Consider the following 18139-nt stretch of genomic DNA (forward strand, 5'->3'; position numbering starts at 1 on the left):
ACAGGAAACGAGGAGTTCGACATGAGCGACATCACCTGCCTACGGACCCGCAGGCATCGCCGGGAATGGGAGCGCGCGATCAGGCGTTTCGCCAGACGCGCCGCCCGTCACATGGGCGCCGATGTGAGGGTGTCCGCGCTGTTGCCGCTCCTCGTGGTCGTCGCGGCGCCGGGCGCGTTCGCGTTGCCGGTCGGCGAGCAGGTTCAGGCGGGCAGCGTGACGGTCAACCGGCCAAACGCGACGTCGATGACGATCACGCAAGGCTCGCAGAAGGGCATCGTGAACTGGAACGGGTTTTCGATCGCGGGCAACGAGCGCGTCGATATTTCGCAGCCGTCGGCGCAGGCGGTGCTGCTCAATCGCGTCGTCGGCAATGAAGTCAGCCGCATCGCGGGGCAGCTCAACGCGAACGGGCAAGTGTTTCTCGTGAATCCGGCGGGCGTCGTGTTCGCCCGCGGGGCATCGGTGAATGTGGGATCGCTCGTCGCATCGACGCTCGGCATTTCGAACGACGCGTTTCTGGCGGGCAAATATCACTTCGCGCAGGGCGGCGCGGCGGCCGGCAAGGTGTCGAACCAAGGATCGATCACGGCCGCGACCGGCGGCGCGGTCGCGTTGCTCGGCGCGCAGGTCGACAACAGCGGACTCGTCAGCGCGACGCTCGGCAAGATCGCGATCGGCGCGGGCAGCGACATCACGCTCGATTTCGCGGGCGACGGCCTCACGATGCTGAAGGTGAACGACAAGGTCGCGAACGCGCTCATCGGCAATTCGGGGACGCTGCAGGCGGACGGCGGACAGATCGTGATGTCGGCGCGCGCCGCCGACGACGCCGCGGCGAGCGTGCTCAACCAGACGGGCACGGTGCGCGCGAGGAGCGTCGAGTCGCGCAACGGGCGCATCGTGCTCGATGGCGGATCGGCGGGCGAGACGGATATCGGCGGCAGCGTCGATGTCAGCGCGCCCGATTCGGGCAAGGGCGGACAGATCGACGTGACCGGCTACCACGTCGCGGTGAGCGACGGTGCGCGTGTCGACGCGAGCGGCGCGGGCGGCGGCGGCCGCGTGCGCGTGGGCGGCGGCGCGGCGGGCAAGGCGCCGGACATCGTCAACGCCGATGCGCTCTGGATGAGCCCGAACGCGCACGTCATGGCCGATGCGCTCGTCGCGGGCGACGGCGGCAACATCGTCATGTTCGGGACGGAAGCGGCGCGCGTGTACGGCGAGCTTTCCGCGAAGGGCGGGCCGGGCGGCGGCAACGGCGGGCTCGTCGAGACGTCGGGCAAGTATCTGGCGACGGACGGTGCGCGGATTCACGTCGAGGCGCTGCGCGGGCACGGCGGGCAATGGCTGCTCGATCCGTCGAGCATCGAAATCGTCAATACGGCGCCGTCGAGCGTGAGCACGGGCACCACCGACAGCACGTCATGCTGCTCGCTTCAGGCGCTCAGCACGAGCCTGGGTCCGGCTCTTTCCACGACGACGAATCCGGTGACGTTCACGCCGGGCGCGGGCGACAGCTACGTGCTCGCGTCGGACATCACGTCGCAACTGAACCGGGGCGCGTCGGTGACGATCTCGACCAGCAAGGACGGCGGAGGCGAATACAACGGCGACATCACGATGCTGAAAGGGACGAGCATCACAAAGACCGCCGCCGACAACGAAGGCACGCTCACGCTGAGCGCCAACGGCTCCATCACCGTGCTCGGAACCATCGGCGGCGCGGCGGGCGACCAGCGGCCGGCGGGCAAGCTGAACGTCGTGCTCGACGCGAACACGGGCGCCTCGGGGCAAAGCAACATTCTGCTTTCCGGCGCGTCGATCAGCACGAATGGCGGTTATCTGGCCATCGGCGTGCCGAAAAGCGTTGCCGGGACGCCCGCGGCCGCGAAGCGCTTCGACGGCGCGGCGGTCGGCATCATCGACTCCAGGATCGACACGACCGTGCCGCAAGGCCCGACCGGTCTCGCGAGCGGCTCGGTGACGGTCAACGGGCAAGGCACGCTCAAGGTTCCGGACACGATTTTCGGGATCAGCGACACAGACGTGGGCCTAACGAAGAACCAGGCCTATGCGCCCGTCACCATCAGCAGTTCGAGCATCGCCACTTCGGTCAGCGACATTTCCGTGTCGGGGCAGGCCGGCGGCGACTTCGGGGCGCCGGCGGGCGTCGCCATCGGCGGGACATCGAGCCTGCGCACGTCGTCGGGCAACATCAGCATCACAGGCAGCGCGCCGACCACCAAGGAGCGCGTGCAGACGTTCACCGACATCTACGGCGTCGCGCTTCGTCCGGCATCGCTCGGTCCGTCGACGGCGCTATTGAGTACCACGACGGGCAACATTTCCATCACCGGTACGGGACCGGCGATGGATAGCGCGGTCAGCTCGGTGAGCGGCGGCGGCGTCCTGATCGCGCCGACGGCACGCCTCGACCAGAGCACCACGGTCATACGGACCGGGTCGGGAAACGTGAACATCATCGGCAACGGGATGTCGATCGGCACCGCGTTCGGCGGCGTGAGCGGCGCGGGCCTGATGTTGCGGCCGGAATTCCTCGGCTCGGGCGTCGGTCCGCTCGTGCATACCGGCTCGGGCAACGTCTCGATTTCGGCCTCCGCGACCACGATCGCGAACCTGACCGGGGGAACGCTGTCCGGCTCGGGCGTGAGCATCGCGGCGGACGGGGGCCAAGGCTTTCCCTTCAGCCCGTCCGTCGTTTCGGACGCCGGCAATATCTTCGTTACGGGCAACGGGGCGAGCGTCACGGGAACCGTGAGCGGCGGAACGGTCGGCGGCTCGGGCATCGCCATCGGCGGATCGTCGGTCGCGCTGAGCACAGGCGGCGCGGGCAGCATCACGCTCAACGGCAACGGGCCGAAGGTGCAGGCGCTCAACACCGGATCGGTGTCGGGTTCCGGCGTGAGCATGGTGGCGGCGTCCGTCTCCACGAACATCAACTCGATCAGCACGGCGAACGCACCGCTCGTGCAGACGCAGACGGGCCGCATTTCGATCGACGGCAAGGGGCCCGCCGTGCAGACCGTGGCCTCGCTTTCGACTTCGACCTCGGTGTCGACCGGCATCGGCAGCGTGACCGGCGACGGCGTGAGCCTGCTGCGGGCTTCGCTCAGCACGAGCGCTGGCGGGATCGTTCCGGTGATTTTGTCCGCGAGCGGCGACGTCGATGTTCACGGCACCGGGGCGGTCGTGCAGCGTTCGCCCGGGCGTGTCGGGGGCAACGGCGTGCGGATCATCGGCACGTCGCTCGGCACCGGCGGCGCGATGAGCATTACGGGAACGGGCGCGACGGCCGGCGGCGGCAGCGCCGCGGTCGCGGGCGCGGGTGTGTACGCGCAGAACGCGCGGATCTCATCGACCGGCGCGGACGTGTCGATCACCGGCACGTCGGCGAACGGCAAGCGGCGCTACGTTCCGGCGATCGAGGGCAGCGAAGAACCGGTTCATTTCGACGGCGTGCATCTCGAAGCATCGGATGTCGCGGCAAGCGGCGGCAGACTGTCGATTCGCGGCACCGCGCCCGATGGCATCGCCGCCTACGGCGTGTTCGTGGCGGGCATGAGCCCGGCGCTCGGCTTGCACGCCGACGGCGCGGTCACGATCTACGGTCTGGGCAGCGGCGCGGACGGCGTGGCGCTGGCAGGCACGTCGTCGTCGAATCGCGGCGTCGTCGGCTCGGCGAACGGTTCGATCGATATTCGCGGCGGCACCAACGGCCAGCTCGACGCGAACGGCGCGCATGGCAAAGGCGTATCGCTCGCCGATGTGACGCTTCAGGCCAACGCGCCCGCGCAGACGGTGTCGGTCACGGCATCGACACCCGCCGACGCCGCCACCGCGCTGTATATGAACCGGGCGACGCTCTCGGCGGGCGACCACGGCACGATCGTCGTGCGGGCGTCGAACTCGGGCAAATACGGCTTCGTGTTCGACGATTCCGGCAGCACGTTCTCGTCGCGCTTCGGCACGGTCGTGTTCGTGCCCGGCAAGGTCGGCGCGGACTTCGGCATCGTCGGCGACAACGCGCAGGCGATCAACGTGCTCGGCGCAAGCAGCGGCCTCAGCATCGGACCGTCGATGCTCGGCGCGATCGCGTCGAACATCGCGACGGTCGTCATCGGCTCGTCGACCCAGACCGGGAAGATCACGGTCAGCCTGCCGCAAGGCTTCGCGCACGACCTCACGCTGCAGAACACGGGCGCGGGCAGCCAGGGCATCGATCTGCCTTCGGGCGCCGCGATGCCGGACAGGACGCTCGCGCTCGATTCGTCCGGTCGCGTCACCGATCCGGGCGGCATAAAAGCGCAGACGCTTTTGCTCGCGGGCGGCGGCGACTTCGATCTCGCCGACGCGGGCAACGACGTCAAAGTGCTCGCGCTGTCGGGCGCGCATGACGTGCGGTTTGCGACGGCGGGCGGCTTCACGATCGGCACGGCGAGCGCCAATGGTTTCGACGGCGCGACGGGCAACCTCGCCAGAATCGGCGGATCGCAGCCGAACGTCACCGGCGACCTCACCGCGATTTCCGATGGCGGCGCGATCGCGATCGGAACACCCGGCACACCCGGCACGCCCGGCGCGCCGACGCACCTGAGCGCGGGCGGCAGCATCGACCTCGTGATGGAGCGCGGCGTCTTCGACAACGCGTCGGGCGGCACGATCGGCGCGGGCAACGCGTGGCGCATCTGGGCGGCGACGCGCAACGGCGAGAACCGCAACGGCGTCGATCCGGGCGGCGCGCTGCCGAACTTCTACGGCTGCGTCTACGGCGGATTCTGTAGCTGGAACGGGCAGCCGTCGCAGAGCGTCGTGCCGGCGGACGGCAACCACTTCGTCTACGCCGACCGGCCGACGGTCACCGTCACCATCGGCAGTCAAACGCGCGAGCAAGGCGGAGCGAACGGCGCGTTCGGTTTCGACGTCAGCGGTCTGCTGGCCGGCGATCGGCGCAGCACGTCCGTCGTCGCGGGGCGGCTCGGCTCGTCCGCGACGACGATATCGGCGGCGGGCGTGTATGGCATCGACGGCACGTTTTCGTCGCCGGTTGGCTACAACGTCGTCGTGGAGCCGGGCACGCTGACCGTCACGCCGATGCAGCTTCAGGGCGCCGTTTTCAACACCAGCGGACTTCAGCCGCTTTTCACGGCGCAGGAACAGACCTTCGTCTACGAGAGCAATCTGGGCGCGGTCAACATCTGCGTCGGCACGAACGAGCCGATCCTCGCGCTGCAACAGCCCGAAGGCGACGCCGACGCGCTCGCGGCGGAATGGAAGCGCGTGCGCTCGCGGCCGAATCTGAACAACTGTCTGGTCGTGAACGGACAGCACGGCTGCGGCGAGTTCTGAGGAGCCGCGATGATCGACATCGAACCGCTCCTCGCGCCGACAGAAACGACGCCGCCCGCAGGCATCGATCTGGAATACGACGCGGCGTTTCTCGAATTCGAAGCGCTCGCGCGCGGCATGCCGCAGCGTCAGTTCGACGTGCTCGTCGAGCCGCCGCCGTGGAACGACGTGCTGGAGCAGGGCGACGCGCTGCTCGCGCGCTCGAAGGATGTGCGCGTGGCGATTGCGTGGACGCGCGCGGCGGCGCATGTCCACGGACTCGCGGGCTTTCATGCGGGTTTGCGCCTGCTGACGGGCCTCGTCGAGCGCTATTGGGACGGCCTCTTCCCGCCGCTCGATCACGATGACGACAACGATGCCGTACTGCGCATCAACGCGCTTGCGCCGCTCGCCGATGCCTACACGCCGTTCGCGGAAGCCGAGACCTTGCTGCACGATCTGCGCGAATGCGAAGTGTGTCGCGTGCATGGCGAGCGGCTCGCCGTGCGCGACATTCTGGTGGCGCAGGGCAGGCTCGCGCCGGAGGAAGGCGCGAACGCCGCGACGCCGGCGCGCGTGGAAGGCATGCTCGCCGATGCCGTGGCGCAGGATGCCGAGCTTCTCGCGAATGGGCTCGATCTGCCGCGCGCCGTGCAGACGCTGTGCGCTTGCCTGACGGAGAAGCTCGGCGCGGAACGCGCGCCTTCGATGACCGCGCTGACGATCGCGACGCGTCACGTCGCCGCGCAGTTTCGCGCGTTCGCTTCGACGGACGCGCCCGAAGCATCCGCCGACATCACGAAGATGAAAGCAGCGCCGACGCTTCGTCGCGCGATTGCTCGCCCCGGCGAGATCGCGACGCGCGACGATGCGCTCGCCGCGCTCGACGCGGTGTGCGCGTTTCTCGAACGCACCGAGCCGACCAATCCCGCGCCGCTGTTGATCCGCCGCGCGCGTGGATTGATGGGCAAGGATTTTCTCGCGGTGATGCAGGATCTCGCGCCCGACAGCCTCGCGCAGATTCATCTGATCGCGGGGACGAGGCCGCAGTGAGCGCGGGTTCTCGAATCGAGTCTTCAATCCGGCCACAACTCGTTCGTTTTAATTGCGTGGCTCATGCCCACTCGAAGGAGACGTCATGGCAACCAGCAGTCAGAAATTCATCGGGCGCAATCGCGCGCCGCGCGTGCAGATCGAATACGACGTCGAAACTTATGGGAGCGAGAAGAAGATTCAGCTTCCGTTCGTGATGGGCGTGATGGCCGATCTCTCCGGCAAGCCCGCCGAAGCGCTGCCGCCCGTCGATCAGCGCAAGTTCCAGGAGATCGACATCGACAACTTCGACAGCCGCATGAAGGCGATGCATCCGCGCGTCGCGTTTCAGGTGCCGAACAAGCTGACGGGCGAGGGCAACATGAGCGTCGATATCACGTTCGAGAACATGGACGATTTTTCGCCCGCGGCCGTCGCGCGCAAGGTCGATGCGCTCGCGAAGTTGCTCGAAGCGCGCACGCAGCTCGCGAATCTCGTCATCTTCATGGACGGCAAGAACGGCGCGGAAGAACTGATCGCGCGCGTGCTCGACGATCCCGCGCTGCTCAAGACGCTCGCCACGGCTGCGCCATCCGCGGCTGCTGCAGCCGAATGAGACCCGAGAGCCTTGAAAGGAAACGACCATGTCCGACATTCCGCAATCCGCCGAACCGCAAGCCGAAGCGCCTTCCGCGTTGCAGGGCGCGCTGCTCGAAGGCGACGATCTCGCCGCGCTGCTCAACCGTGAGTTCCGTCCGAAGAGCGACGAAGCCAAGAGCGCCGTGCAGACGGCCGTGCAGACGCTAGCGCAGCAGGCGCTTTCGCAGACGAAGCTCGTTTCCGGCGATGCGATCCGCTCGATTCAGGCGATGATCGCCGAGATCGACGCGAAGCTCACCGAGCAGGTCAACGAAGTCATGCATCACGCGGACTTCCAGAAGCTCGAGGGTTCGTGGCGCGGGCTGCACTATCTCATCAACAACACCGAAACCGACGAGATGCTCAAGATTCGCGTGATGAACATCTCGAAGAAGGATCTAGGCAAGACGCTCAAGCGCTTCAAGGGCGTCGCGTGGGATCAGAGTCCGCTTTTCAAGCAGATTTACGAGCACGAGTACGGGCAGTTGGGCGGCGAGCCGTTCGGCGCGCTGATCGGCGATTACTACTTCAACCAGACGCCGCCCGATGTCGAGATGCTCGGCGAAGTGTCGAAGATCGCGGCATCGGCGCATGCGCCGTTCATCGCCGCCGCCGATCCGAGTCTCTTGCAGATGGACTCGTGGCAGGAGCTGGCCAATCCGCGCGATCTCACCAAGATATTCGGGACACCGGAATATGCGAGCTGGAGATCGCTGCGCGCATCCGAGGATTCGCGTTACATCGGTCTCGCGATGCCGCGTTTTCTGGCGCGCGTGCCGTACGGCGCGAAGACCGAACCGGTCGATGAATTCGACTTCGAGGAAGACACCGGTTCCGCGGATCACACGAAATACACGTGGGCGAATTCCGCTTATGCGATGGCGGTGAACATCAACCGGTCGTTCAAGTTGCATAGCTGGTGCTCGCGGATTCGCGGCGTGGAATCGGGCGGCGCGGTCGAAGGTTTGCCGGTGCACAGTTTTCCGACCGACGACGGCGGCGTCGATATGAAATGCCCGACCGAGATCGCCATTTCAGACCGGCGTGAGGCGGAACTGGCGAAGAACGGTTTCATGCCGCTGATTCATCGCAAGAACTCGGATTTCGCGGCGTTCATCGGCGCGCAGTCGCTGCAAAAGCCGTTCGAGTATGAAGATCCGGACGCGACCGCGAATGCCGCGCTTGCCGCGCGGTTGCCGTATCTCTTTGCTTGCAACCGCTTTGCGCATTATCTGAAGTGCATCGTGCGCGACAAGATCGGCACGTTCAAGGAACGCTCGGATATGGAGATCTGGCTCAACAAGTGGATCACGCAGTACGTCGATGGCGATCCGGCGAATTCGTCCGAGCACACGAAGGCGCAAAAGCCGCTCGCGGCCGCGGAGGTCAAAGTGCAGGAAGTGCCGGGCGCGCCGGGGTATTACACGTCGCAGTTCTTTTTGCGGCCGCATTATCAGTTGGAAGGGCTGACGGTGTCGCTCAGGCTGGTTTCGAGGTTGCCTTCGGCGAAGCAGGCGGCTTGATGCGTGGTTGGTTGGAAGATTGCCCGCGATGGTTACGTCGCGGGCATTTGCATCACCGTCACCTGCGAAGCATCCCCCACCCAAACCGCGCTGGCACTAAAGTTATCGTGCCCCGGCCGCGCGGCCCCACGCAGATGCGCCACCATCAGATCCAGCCACGCTTGAGGCGTCCGAGCGCGCCCGATCGCATCGATCATGACCGACTCGTCGAGATAATCCCAAAACCCATCGGTGCAAAGCAGAAAGGCGTCGCCCTCCGCGATGAGAAACGGCTCATCCGACGCCGCGATCGACAGATCATCCGCCGTTCCGAGCGCCGAAAACAGCACGTTACGGCGCGGATGCGTTCGCACGTCGCGGCTCTCCAGCAGATTCGCATCGATCATGCTCTGCACGAGACTGTGATCCTGCGTTTGCACAACCGTCGCGCCGCGCCGGAAGCAGTAAAGCCGCGTGTCGCCGCAATGCGCCCACGCCGCGATGCCCGTGCTTTCGTCGATGCCGAGCAGCACCGCCGTCGAACGCATCTGCGAAAGATCGCGGTCGTGCTCCTGCGCATCGATGATCGCGTCGTTCGCGCGCAGCAGCACACGCAACAGGTTCGGCCCGGTCAGCGCGACGCCCGCCGATGCCACGCGCGTCAATTCCGCGAGCACGGTATCGACCGCGATGCGCGATGCCGCATCGCCGCCGCCGTGACCGCCCGCGCCGTCCGCGACCACGCTCGCAAAGAGCGCCGCATGCCGCCACGTCGCCAGCGCGTCCTCGTTGCGCGACCGGCCGCCCACATCGCTCACGCTCGCGGTTTGCAATTGCATGTCGTGTCTCTCGTTACCGGCGTTGTTTAAGCTCGTCGATCTGCGCCTCGTAGGCGGCGACGAACGCTCGCCCGAACAGCGTATGGAAATCTTCGGTGGCTTCGCTCGAAAGCTGGCCGTACATCTCGATGAAAAGATCCCAGCAGCGCGCGCGGCGATTCAATCCTGGCAGCACGCCGTCGAGCAGCGAGCGCCCGGACAGCCGCGCCTCGATGCGCTGCGGCTCGAAGCGCTCGAACACGCCGTCGAGCGCCGCGCGCATCCCCGCGACCATGCCGACCTGATGCGCCCGCAGATCGGCGTACGCATCGTCGAGGGCGGCGGCGGGCGGCATGAAGCCGCGCATCTGCGGATTGAGCAGATGCATGAGCGCGGCCTCCACGTTCGGCGAAAACTTGAGCGGATTGTTGTCCGACGCTTCGATCATCGTCGCGCCCGTTCGCATCTCGCGCTTGAGCGCGGCGCGCGCGGCGAGCAGTTCGAGCGTGCCGCGCGCCGCTTCGCGCAGCAGCTCGCCGAGAAGCTGCATCAGCGCGGGCGTCAGCGCATCGATGCGCACGCCGTGCGTGTTCAGCCCGCGCAGGAAGGCATCGACGAGCGCGCGATCGTCGGCGAGCTCCGCTTTCGATGCAACCGCTGACGGCGTCGGCGCCGATCGCGGACGCGGCGGCGTGAACGCGCTGTGCAGTTCCGATCCGGCGTCCGGCCGCGTCGCGGGCGTCCCGGCGGGGCGCGCCGCGGCCGTCAGGCTGGCGAACGGATCGGCATCGTGCGCGGTGTTGGGCTGCGCAAGCGGTTCGACGAGCGGATCGGTGATCGACGCTCCGTCGGACGACGCGCCCGGCGCGAGGTCGAACAACTCGTCGATCGAGCGTTTGCCCGCCGGATCGTCGAAGCCGAAGTCGAAGTGTTCGGCAGCTTTCGGCTTCGGCGTGTGGAGGTTGGCGTCGAAATCGCCAGGTGCCGACGAACCCGCGTCGAACAATCCCGCGAACGGATCGTCCGATGGCGCGTTGGCCGTGACCGTATCGTCATCGACGCCGATATCCGCGCGCAGCTGATAGCCGCCGATCTGCACTTCGTCGCCGTGCGCGAGCGCGACTTCCTGGCCCGGATCGAGCGGCGCGCCGTTGACGAGCGCCGGATTGCTGCCGCGGTCGATCAGCAGAAAGCGCCCGTCGCGCCACTCGATCTGCACATGCAGACGCGAGACCGTGCGCTCGGCGTCATCGAGCACGAGCCGGTTCGTGACCGCACGCCCGACCGTGCCGCCGTCGGCATCGAAGGTCGCCGAGAGCGGCACGCGCGGCGGCTGTCCGTTGTGAAGCGTCACCGTGAGCGTGAGCATGGTTCACTCGAACGCGTAGACGAAGTCGCCCGCGCTCGCCGAGAGCCGGATGTGCGCCAGCGCGCCGCCTTCGGTGAGACGCGTCAGATATTCCGTCGAGATGCGCGGCAGGACGGTGTTCGTGAGCAGCGCGTCGATCACGCGGCCGCCCGATTCGGCTTCCGTGCAGCGCGAAACGATGAGCCGCACGGCGTCGTCGTCGTACTCGAACGGAATGCCGTGATTGTCCGCGACGCGCCGCCGGATGCGTTCGAGCTGAAGCCGCACGATGTCGGCCATCATCGCGTCGGAAAGCGGGTAGTAGGGCACCGTGACGAGCCGGCCGAGCAGCGCGGCAGGAAACACGTCGAGCAGCGGGCCGCGCAACGCGCGCGCGAGTTCCTCCGGCGCGACCGCGCGCGCGGGATCGCGGCACATCGACATGATGACTTCCGAGCCGACGTTCGACGTCAGCAGGATGATCGTGTTCTTGAAGTCGATGTAACGCCCTTCGCCGTCTTCCATCCAGCCCTTGTCGAAAACCTGGAAGAAGATTTCGTGGACGTCGGGATGCGCCTTCTCCACTTCGTCGAGCAGCACGACGCTGTACGGACGGCGGCGCACCGCTTCGGTCAGGATGCCGCCCTCGCCGTAACCCACATAGCCGGGCGGCGCGCCCTTCAGCGTCGAAACCGTATGCGCTTCCTGAAACTCGCTCATGTTGATGACGATGACGTTCTGCTCGCCGCCGTAGAGCGTTTCGGCGAGCGCGAGCGCTGTTTCCGTCTTGCCGACGCCCGACGTGCCCGCGAGCAGGAACACGCCGATCGGCTTGTCGGGATTGTCGAGCCGCGCGCGCGAAGTCTGGATGCGCTTCGCGATCATCTCGAGCGCGTGGCGCTGGCCGATCACGCGGCGATCGAGCGCATCGGCGAGATTGAGCACGGCGGCCAGCTCGTTCTTCAGCATTTTGCCGACCGGAATGCCGGTCCAATCGGCGACGACGCCCGCGATCACGCCCGCGTCGACGCTCGGCAAAATCAGCGGCGCATCGGCCTGCAATTCGGCGAGACGCGATTTGAGCGACGCGAGGCGCGCGAGCTGGTCATCGCGTGAAGCGGCGTCGGCGGCTTCGCGCAACGTCGCGCGCAACGCAAGCAGTTCGTCGACGACGCGCTTTTCCTCGTTCCAGCGCGCTTCGAGCCCGCCGAGCGCATCGCGTTCGCGTGCGAGCATCGCGGCGACATCGGCTGCGCGCGTGCCGACATCGACGCCCGCATTCGCCTCCCGCGCGACGATCTGCGCCTCGACTTCGAGCGCCTCGATACGGCGTTGGCAGTCGTCGACGAGCGGCGGCGTCGCGTGCTGGCTGACGGCGACGCGCGCACACGCCGTGTCGATGAGCGACACGGCCTTGTCGGGCAACTGCCGCGCCGGAATATAGCGATGCGACAGCCGCACGGCCGCCTCGATCGCCTCGTCGAGCAACTGCACGCGATGATGCCCTTCGAGCACCGCCGCGACGCCGCGCAGCATCCGCACGGCCTTGTCCTCGTCCGGCTCCTGAACCTGCACGACCTGAAAGCGCCGCGTGAGCGCGGGATCTTTCTCGATGTGCCGCTTGTATTCGGCCCACGTCGTGGCCCCGATCGTGCGCAGATCGCCGCGCGCGAGCGCCGGTTTCAGCAGATTGGCGGCATCGCCGGTGCCGGCCGCGCCGCCCGCGCCGACGAGCGTATGCACTTCGTCGATGAAGAGAATCACCGGCTTCGGACTCGCCTGCACATCCTCGACGACCTGACGCAGACGCTGCTCGAACTCGCCCTTCATGCTCGCGCCCGCCTGCAAAAGCCCGAGATCGAGCGACAGCAGCGCGACCTCGCGCAAGGGCGGCGGCACGTCACCGCGCGCGAGCCGCTGCGCGAAGCCTTCGACCACGGCGGTCTTGCCGACGCCCGCTTCGCCCGTCAGCAGCGGATTGTTCTGCCGCCGCCGCATGAGAATATCGACGAGCTGGCGAATCTCGTCGTCGCGGCCCGTAACGGGGTCGAGCTGGCCGCGGCGCGCCTTGTCGGTGAGATCGGTCGCGTATTTGCGCAGCGCTTCCTGCTGGCCCATGGCGGCGGGCGCGGCTTGCGCATCGGCCGCGTCCGGCTGCGGCTCGGCTTCGCTTTCCTCGACCGAATCCGCGACGATGCGCGCGAAATTGTCCGACAGGTCTTCCGGCTTGATGCGCTCGAATTGCCGCGATATGCCGACGAGCACGCTGCGCAGCCGCTGCGTCTTCAGCATGCCGACGAGCACATGCCCGGTCCGCACTTTGTTCGCGCCGAACAGCAGCGTGCCGTAGACCCAGCCGCGCTCGATCGCATCGCCGATGTGCTCGGAGATGTCGGAGATCGACGTCGCGCCGCGCGGCAGGCGATCGAGCGACGCGGTCAGCTCGCGCGCAAGGGCGGCGGCGTCCACGCCGTAATGCGCGACGATGCGCTGCCAGTCGGAGTTCGGCGTCTCCAGAATCTGCATGATCCAGTGCGCCAGCTCGACATACGGATTGCCGCGCATCTTGCAGTAGACCGTCGCGCTTTCGACGGTCTTGTAGCCGAGCCTGTCGAGCTTGCCGAACAGCGCGACACGACTGATTTCCGCCATCGCCGGACTCCTTTTTTTACGATGCGCGCGGATCGAAGGCGCGCCTCCATCCGATAAGACGGCGCAGCGGCGGCTTTTTTTCAACGTGTCCGCGTTCAGGCGAGATGCGCGTCGGCGTCGAGCGCGAGATCGGCGCAATCGGCACGGCGCGCGGCGAGACCGAGCCACGCCGAATAGCCGAGCCGTCCGTAGCGGCCGAGCTGCGCGGTCGGCACGTCGTCGGCGGCGAGGACGAGTTGCGCGTCCCATGCAAGCTCGCCGTTCAGATGCCGGCGCACCACGGCGACGAGCGTCGGCAGCGCGGCGCCGCCCGGCAGCAGCGACTCGAACTGCGCGAGCGACAGCGGCCCGATCGCGAGGCGAAACGCGTGCTGCCGATCCCACACCGCGCGTCCCAGCACCGCGCCGCGTCCGAGTTGGGCGAAGCCCGCTGGATCGCCGGGACCGCGCATCGCCCGATGCCGCAACGCAGTGCGCTCGTCGCGTTGCAGCGTCATCCAGTGCCCGCGATACGGCTCCACGCGCACCGGCACGCGCAAGAGCGCGCTCGCGATCGCTTCGAGCACGTCGGCGGGACGCGTCTGCATGTTGGCGAGGCCCGCGAAATGCAGCTTCGCGTGATCGGAGACGGCGTCGCGATTGCGCCTGGCTTCATCCGCGAGTCCGATCAGCGCGCCCGCATAGAAGGCGAAGCGGTCGTGGCCGGGACGATCCAGCCACGCTACCGGCCGTCCCTGCGCCCACGCGCGATAGAACAGCAGCAGGAATCGATGCAGCAGCGTATCGAGCAGGCGCGCGAAAGCCGTGTCGCCGCGATGCAGCGCGCGCTCGCGGGCGAAGTCTGTCAGATGCAGCGGCAGCGGGCCGTTCGGTCCGAGATAACCGAAGAAGCGCTGTTCGAGGCGCGGCGCGCGGGCGTTCTCATCGCGTGTGAGCGCGGCGAGCGGCGCGGGCGCGAACGAAAGCGATACGTCCTGCGCGAGACGCAGCGGCTCGTCGGCGGGACGCGCGCCGCAGCCGAGACGCGGCAAGTGCGGCGTCAGTGCCTCGACGTGCCGCATCAGGCGATAGAAATCGTGCCGATGCGGCTCGGCGGCGACTGCATCGAAGAGATCGACGAGTGCGCGCGCAGGCTCGGGCAGCGCCGCCGCGCTCAGAAGATCGCTCTCGTCCCGCATCGCGGTGCCAGGCGCAGGATTTCGCCGCGCGCGCTCGTGCGCAAAGCGGTCTGCACGAACGCGTTGATCGACACGTAGCGCGCGAAAAAGCGGTCCAGCACGCAGCCGAAGAGCCACGCGCTGCCGCCCTGAAAGGCGAGATCGTCGACGAGCACGTCGATCATGAGGCCGCGACCGAACGCGATCGGACCGGGCATCGGCAGACGGCGCACGACGCCGCGCGCATCCACGGCGGCGACGCCCGCGACCTGGCTTCGCCCCGCCTGATCGGCGTCCGCGACATGCAGCATCAACAGCGCGCGCAACGCGGCGGCGGCTTCGCGCGGCCCGTTCGACACCGACAGGTAATGCAGCGACAATTGATCGATGAGCCGCCAGCTCCGCGCCGCGTCGAGATTCGCGGGCGCGGGCCGCGACGGGCCGCTCACACAGCGCACGCGGCTCACGGGCGCGGCGATGTCGAGCGAGAAATCGTCGCCGGTGGCGCTGCGCGGCATCATCAAAGGCAGATCGCGATTGGTGCAGAGCGTCGCGAACGACAGTTGCCGCAGCGAGCCGCGATACGGCGCGGCGTTGGGGTCGACGATCGATACATACGTCTCGCTGCCCACGTATTCCGTGCGCGCGCCGCTCTTGCGCCGTCCGGCGGGCACGATGCGCGGCTCGCGCTCGGTCATGAAGTACGCGGCGTCGCCGGGGCGGTCCGCGAGAAAGTCCGCGTAGAACGGATGGAATGTCTGCTCCGCATCGTCGTTCGCGCCGTAGCCCGAGACGGCAGTGACGGAATGCACTTCGAAGTCGAGCGGATGCGTGCGGTCCGGCACGACATGAAAGCGCGCGGCGGCTTCGGTCACGAGCGCGCGATCCGCGTGCTTCGCGAAGAGATTGATCGCGGGCACGCAATCGAGCAAAACGTTGTCCTTGGTGACGATGCGTTCGAGCGACGCATCGCCGTTCGCGAGCAGAAACGTCAGTTCGATTTCGCGCGATGCGAACGACGGCAGCACATCGGCGAACCCGGCGAGGCGCGCGAATCGAAACCGCTCGGGCAGCGCGAAATACTCATGCAGCAGCCGATAACCCTGAAACGCGTTCGGCGTGACGGGCAGGAGCGCTTCGCGATCGCCGAAACCGGCGGGCGCGACGGCATCGGCGGGCAACGCGGCAAGCGCGCGGCTCGGGCGCTCGGGCGTCGATACGACGACGGCGAGCGTCCCCGACATCACGAGTTCGTACAGGCGATACGCGGTTTCGTCGCCGCCCGCGAAATGCAGGTTCAGCGCATCGAGACGCAATGCGTCGAAGGACAGGCCTTCGGGCGTCGCGAGGCGGATGCGCAGCGCGCCCTTCACGCGCGGCGCGAGCGTCTGCGTCGCGGGAATCGCGGCGAGCGGCAGGTCCTGCATCTGCGCGACATAGCGCGCGTCCGTCAGCTCGACCGGCCAGAGCGTGAGATCGGCGCCGGTGCGGAATTCGCACGGCGTCATGTGCGCGCTCGCGGCATGCCGGGCGATGAGCGCGGTGCCGCGCGGCACGGTGAAGCCATCGGCGAGATTCGGATTCGCGAGATCGGGCGCGAGACGGGCGATCAGCATCGAAGGCGTCGGGCAGGCGGCCTGCGGCAGCACGACATGCGCGAGTTGCTGCGTGAAGCGCGGAAACTCCTCTTCGATCTTCAGTTGCACGCGCGCCGCGAGAAACGCCGTGCCTTCGAGCAGACGCTCGACATAGGGATCGGCCACTTCGATGCCGCTCATGCCGAGGCGCGCGGCGATCTTCGGAAACTGCTGCGCGAACTCCGCGCCCATCTCCCGCAGATGCGCGAGCTCGGTGTTGTAGTGACGCAGAAGTCGCGGGTCCATGTGCGTGGTCGTCGTGGTCAGCGCGGGAGTTCCATCACCGTGATGCCGCCTTCTTCCAGATCGATCTGCGTGCGCAGCGCGAATTCCAGCGGCACGGGCTGCGCCCACAGCAGGCCGCGGATCACGAGCGCGATCTGGTTGTGCATGTCGAGCACGGAACGGTCGAGCACCGGCTCGATTTCGAGCGTCGAGGGATCGATGCGCGGCTCGAAGCGCTCGATCGCCTGGCGAATCGCCTGTTCGAGCAATACCGTGTCGATGGTCGATGCGAATCGCCCCGACAAACACGGCAAGCCGTAATTGAGCACCGACGCGAACGCGTGCGGAAAGTCGTCCTCGACGATCGCATCGCCCAGATTCGTCGTGTTGAAGAGCCACGACACGTCGCGCAGCACGGCCGCGCGCAGCCCGCGATGCGACATGAAGCGCTCGCCGGGCGGATCGGCGCGCGTGGCGGGATCGTCGTCGATCAGGCGGTCGAGCAGCGTGGGCTGCAGACGGTCGGCGGCGCTGGGCTCGTTCATCGCGCGGTCCTTGCGCTCAACTCACGCGCCGCGTCGATACATCGAGCGCGAAGGTCACTTCCGCGCCGCGGCTGCCGGTCGCGGTCTGCGGCGCACAGGTCATCGTCAGTTGTTGCGCCGACAGTTCGAAGACCTCGCAGGGCCGCGCAAGGCGCACGCTCGTGTAGATCTGATAGTTGCGGATGTACGCCTGCTCCAGCTTCATCGACAGATATTCGATCTGCACGCCGTGGTCCGTGCCCGCCGCCTTGAAGCACTTCACATGCGCAACCGCGAGCAGTTCGGCCTGCGCGCACAGCTTCGCGAGGACGGGCGAGGCCGAGTCCACCGACTTGATGACGCAAAGCGCCGTGACGCGCATGTCGTTGGCATTGAGCGCGGCGGCGTGCGGCGCGGCGTCGTAGCCTTGCGCCCAGCGCCAGCCGTGGATCTGCATCGGCGTGTCCCAGTCGCCGCGCTTGGCCGCTTCGCCCTTGACCGGCGTGTTGCTGCGCTTGGGGACGACGTGCAGGAACATGTCGTCCGATTCCGTGAGCGCGAGCAGATCGAACTGGCGCAGGGCGTCGAGCGTGAGGTGGCTGTCGGGGCGCGTATCGCTGGGTTGCATCGTGCTCATCCGGTGGACGACGGTCTGAACACAAGACGGCGCACATCGCGCGATTTTGAAGTTCAAAAATGCGCGGTGCGTTTCGTTTTACCAGTGGATTGCACGCGCGGCGCGCAACGAAAGCCGATCACGACGGAGGATCACATGGCTACGACCGACTGTTATCTCAAGATCGATGGAATCGACGGCGAGTCGAAGCACAAGGGGGCGGAAGGGCAGATCGAAGTGCTGAGTTTCAACTGGGGCGTGACGAACGCGAGCAACCCGATGACGGGCAGCGGCAGCGGCATCGGCAAGGCGTGCCCCGGCGTGTTCCAGTTCGTGCATCAGTACGACAAGTCCGCGCCCACGCTCAAGAAGAACTGCGCGAGCGGCAAGCACATGGCGAACGCGAAACTCACCGTCAGCAAGGCGGGCGAAGGGCAGAAGGAATTTCTCACCGTCACGATGAAACAGGTCACGGTGACGAAGGTCTCGCTGATCTGCGTGCCGAATGGCCATCCGGAGCAGACGGTCGATCTGAGCTACGCGGACATCGAGTTCGAATACAAGCCGCAGGACGACAAGGGCGCGCTCGGCGGCGCCGTGAAGTTCGGCTGGGACGTGCGCAGCACCGAAGTGCGTTGAT

At 67.2% G+C, this 18139-nt stretch carries 12 protein-coding genes; 5 read left to right on the plus strand and 7 right to left on the minus strand.

Going from position 1 to position 18139, the window contains the following annotated elements; all coding sequences use genetic code 11:
• Positions 1-21 precede the first annotated feature (21 nt).
• The 4 genes from NCS00_RS26250 (at position 22) to tssC (ending at position 8543) form a co-directional block, all read left to right on the plus strand.
• Positions 22-5370, plus strand: coding sequence for a beta strand repeat-containing protein (locus tag NCS00_RS26250; protein ID WP_250441387.1), 5349 nt, complete (start codon positions 22-24; stop codon positions 5368-5370).
• Positions 5371-5379: 9 nt separating this feature from the next.
• On the plus strand, positions 5380-6402 hold the full coding sequence (tssA, locus tag NCS00_RS26255) for a type VI secretion system protein TssA (protein ID WP_250441388.1): 1023 nt from the start codon (positions 5380-5382) through the stop codon (positions 6400-6402).
• Positions 6403-6487: 85 nt separating this feature from the next.
• Positions 6488-6997 (plus strand): type VI secretion system contractile sheath small subunit, encoded by a 510-nt coding sequence (gene tssB / locus NCS00_RS26260; protein ID WP_250441389.1) that lies wholly within the window; start codon positions 6488-6490, stop codon positions 6995-6997.
• A gap of 28 nt (positions 6998-7025) precedes the next feature.
• Positions 7026-8543: a type VI secretion system contractile sheath large subunit gene (gene tssC, locus NCS00_RS26265; RefSeq protein ID WP_250441390.1), complete on the plus strand. Its 1518-nt coding sequence runs from the start codon at positions 7026-7028 to the stop codon at positions 8541-8543.
• Positions 8544-8575: 32 nt separating this feature from the next.
• Here the strand turns inward: tssC and NCS00_RS26270 are convergent, their stop codons facing one another.
• The 7 genes from NCS00_RS26270 to NCS00_RS26300 form a co-directional block, all read right to left on the minus strand.
• On the minus strand, positions 8576-9361 hold the full coding sequence (locus NCS00_RS26270; protein WP_250441391.1) for a PP2C family protein-serine/threonine phosphatase: 786 nt from the start codon (positions 9359-9361) through the stop codon (positions 8576-8578).
• A 13-nt stretch (positions 9362-9374) separates the two neighbouring features.
• Positions 9375-10709, minus strand: a complete 1335-nt coding sequence (gene tagH, locus NCS00_RS26275) for a type VI secretion system-associated FHA domain protein TagH (RefSeq protein ID WP_250441392.1) — start codon at positions 10707-10709, stop codon at positions 9375-9377.
• A 3-nt stretch (positions 10710-10712) separates the two neighbouring features.
• Positions 10713-13340 (minus strand): type VI secretion system ATPase TssH, encoded by a 2628-nt coding sequence (gene tssH / locus NCS00_RS26280; RefSeq protein WP_250441393.1) that lies wholly within the window; start codon positions 13338-13340, stop codon positions 10713-10715.
• A 95-nt stretch (positions 13341-13435) separates the two neighbouring features.
• A complete protein-coding gene (tssG, locus tag NCS00_RS26285) occupies positions 13436-14518 on the minus strand; it encodes a type VI secretion system baseplate subunit TssG (protein ID WP_250441394.1) in 1083 nt (360 codons plus the stop codon).
• On the minus strand, positions 14494-16380 hold the full coding sequence (tssF, locus tag NCS00_RS26290; protein ID WP_250441395.1) for a type VI secretion system baseplate subunit TssF: 1887 nt from the start codon (positions 16378-16380) through the stop codon (positions 14494-14496). The genes tssG and tssF overlap by 25 nt, the downstream gene beginning before the upstream one ends.
• 17 nt (positions 16381-16397) lie before the next feature.
• The gene (gene tssE / locus NCS00_RS26295) at positions 16398-16904 is read right to left on the minus strand and encodes a type VI secretion system baseplate subunit TssE (RefSeq protein ID WP_250437628.1); all 507 of its coding nucleotides are present in this window, start codon (positions 16902-16904) and stop codon (positions 16398-16400) included.
• A gap of 16 nt (positions 16905-16920) precedes the next feature.
• Positions 16921-17511: a type VI secretion system tube protein Hcp gene (locus NCS00_RS26300; RefSeq protein ID WP_008346463.1), complete on the minus strand. Its 591-nt coding sequence runs from the start codon at positions 17509-17511 to the stop codon at positions 16921-16923.
• A 144-nt stretch (positions 17512-17655) separates the two neighbouring features.
• Between NCS00_RS26300 and NCS00_RS26305 the strand changes: the two genes are divergently transcribed.
• Positions 17656-18138 carry an Hcp family type VI secretion system effector gene (locus NCS00_RS26305; protein ID WP_008346465.1) on the plus strand — a complete coding sequence of 161 codons (483 nt, stop codon included), beginning with the start codon at positions 17656-17658 and terminating at the stop codon, positions 18136-18138.
• The last annotated feature ends 1 nt before the right edge of the window (position 18139 follow it).

Source organism: Caballeronia sp. AZ1_KS37, assembly GCF_023631165.1.
GTDB classification, from domain to species: Bacteria; Pseudomonadota; Gammaproteobacteria; order Burkholderiales; family Burkholderiaceae; genus Caballeronia; species Caballeronia zhejiangensis.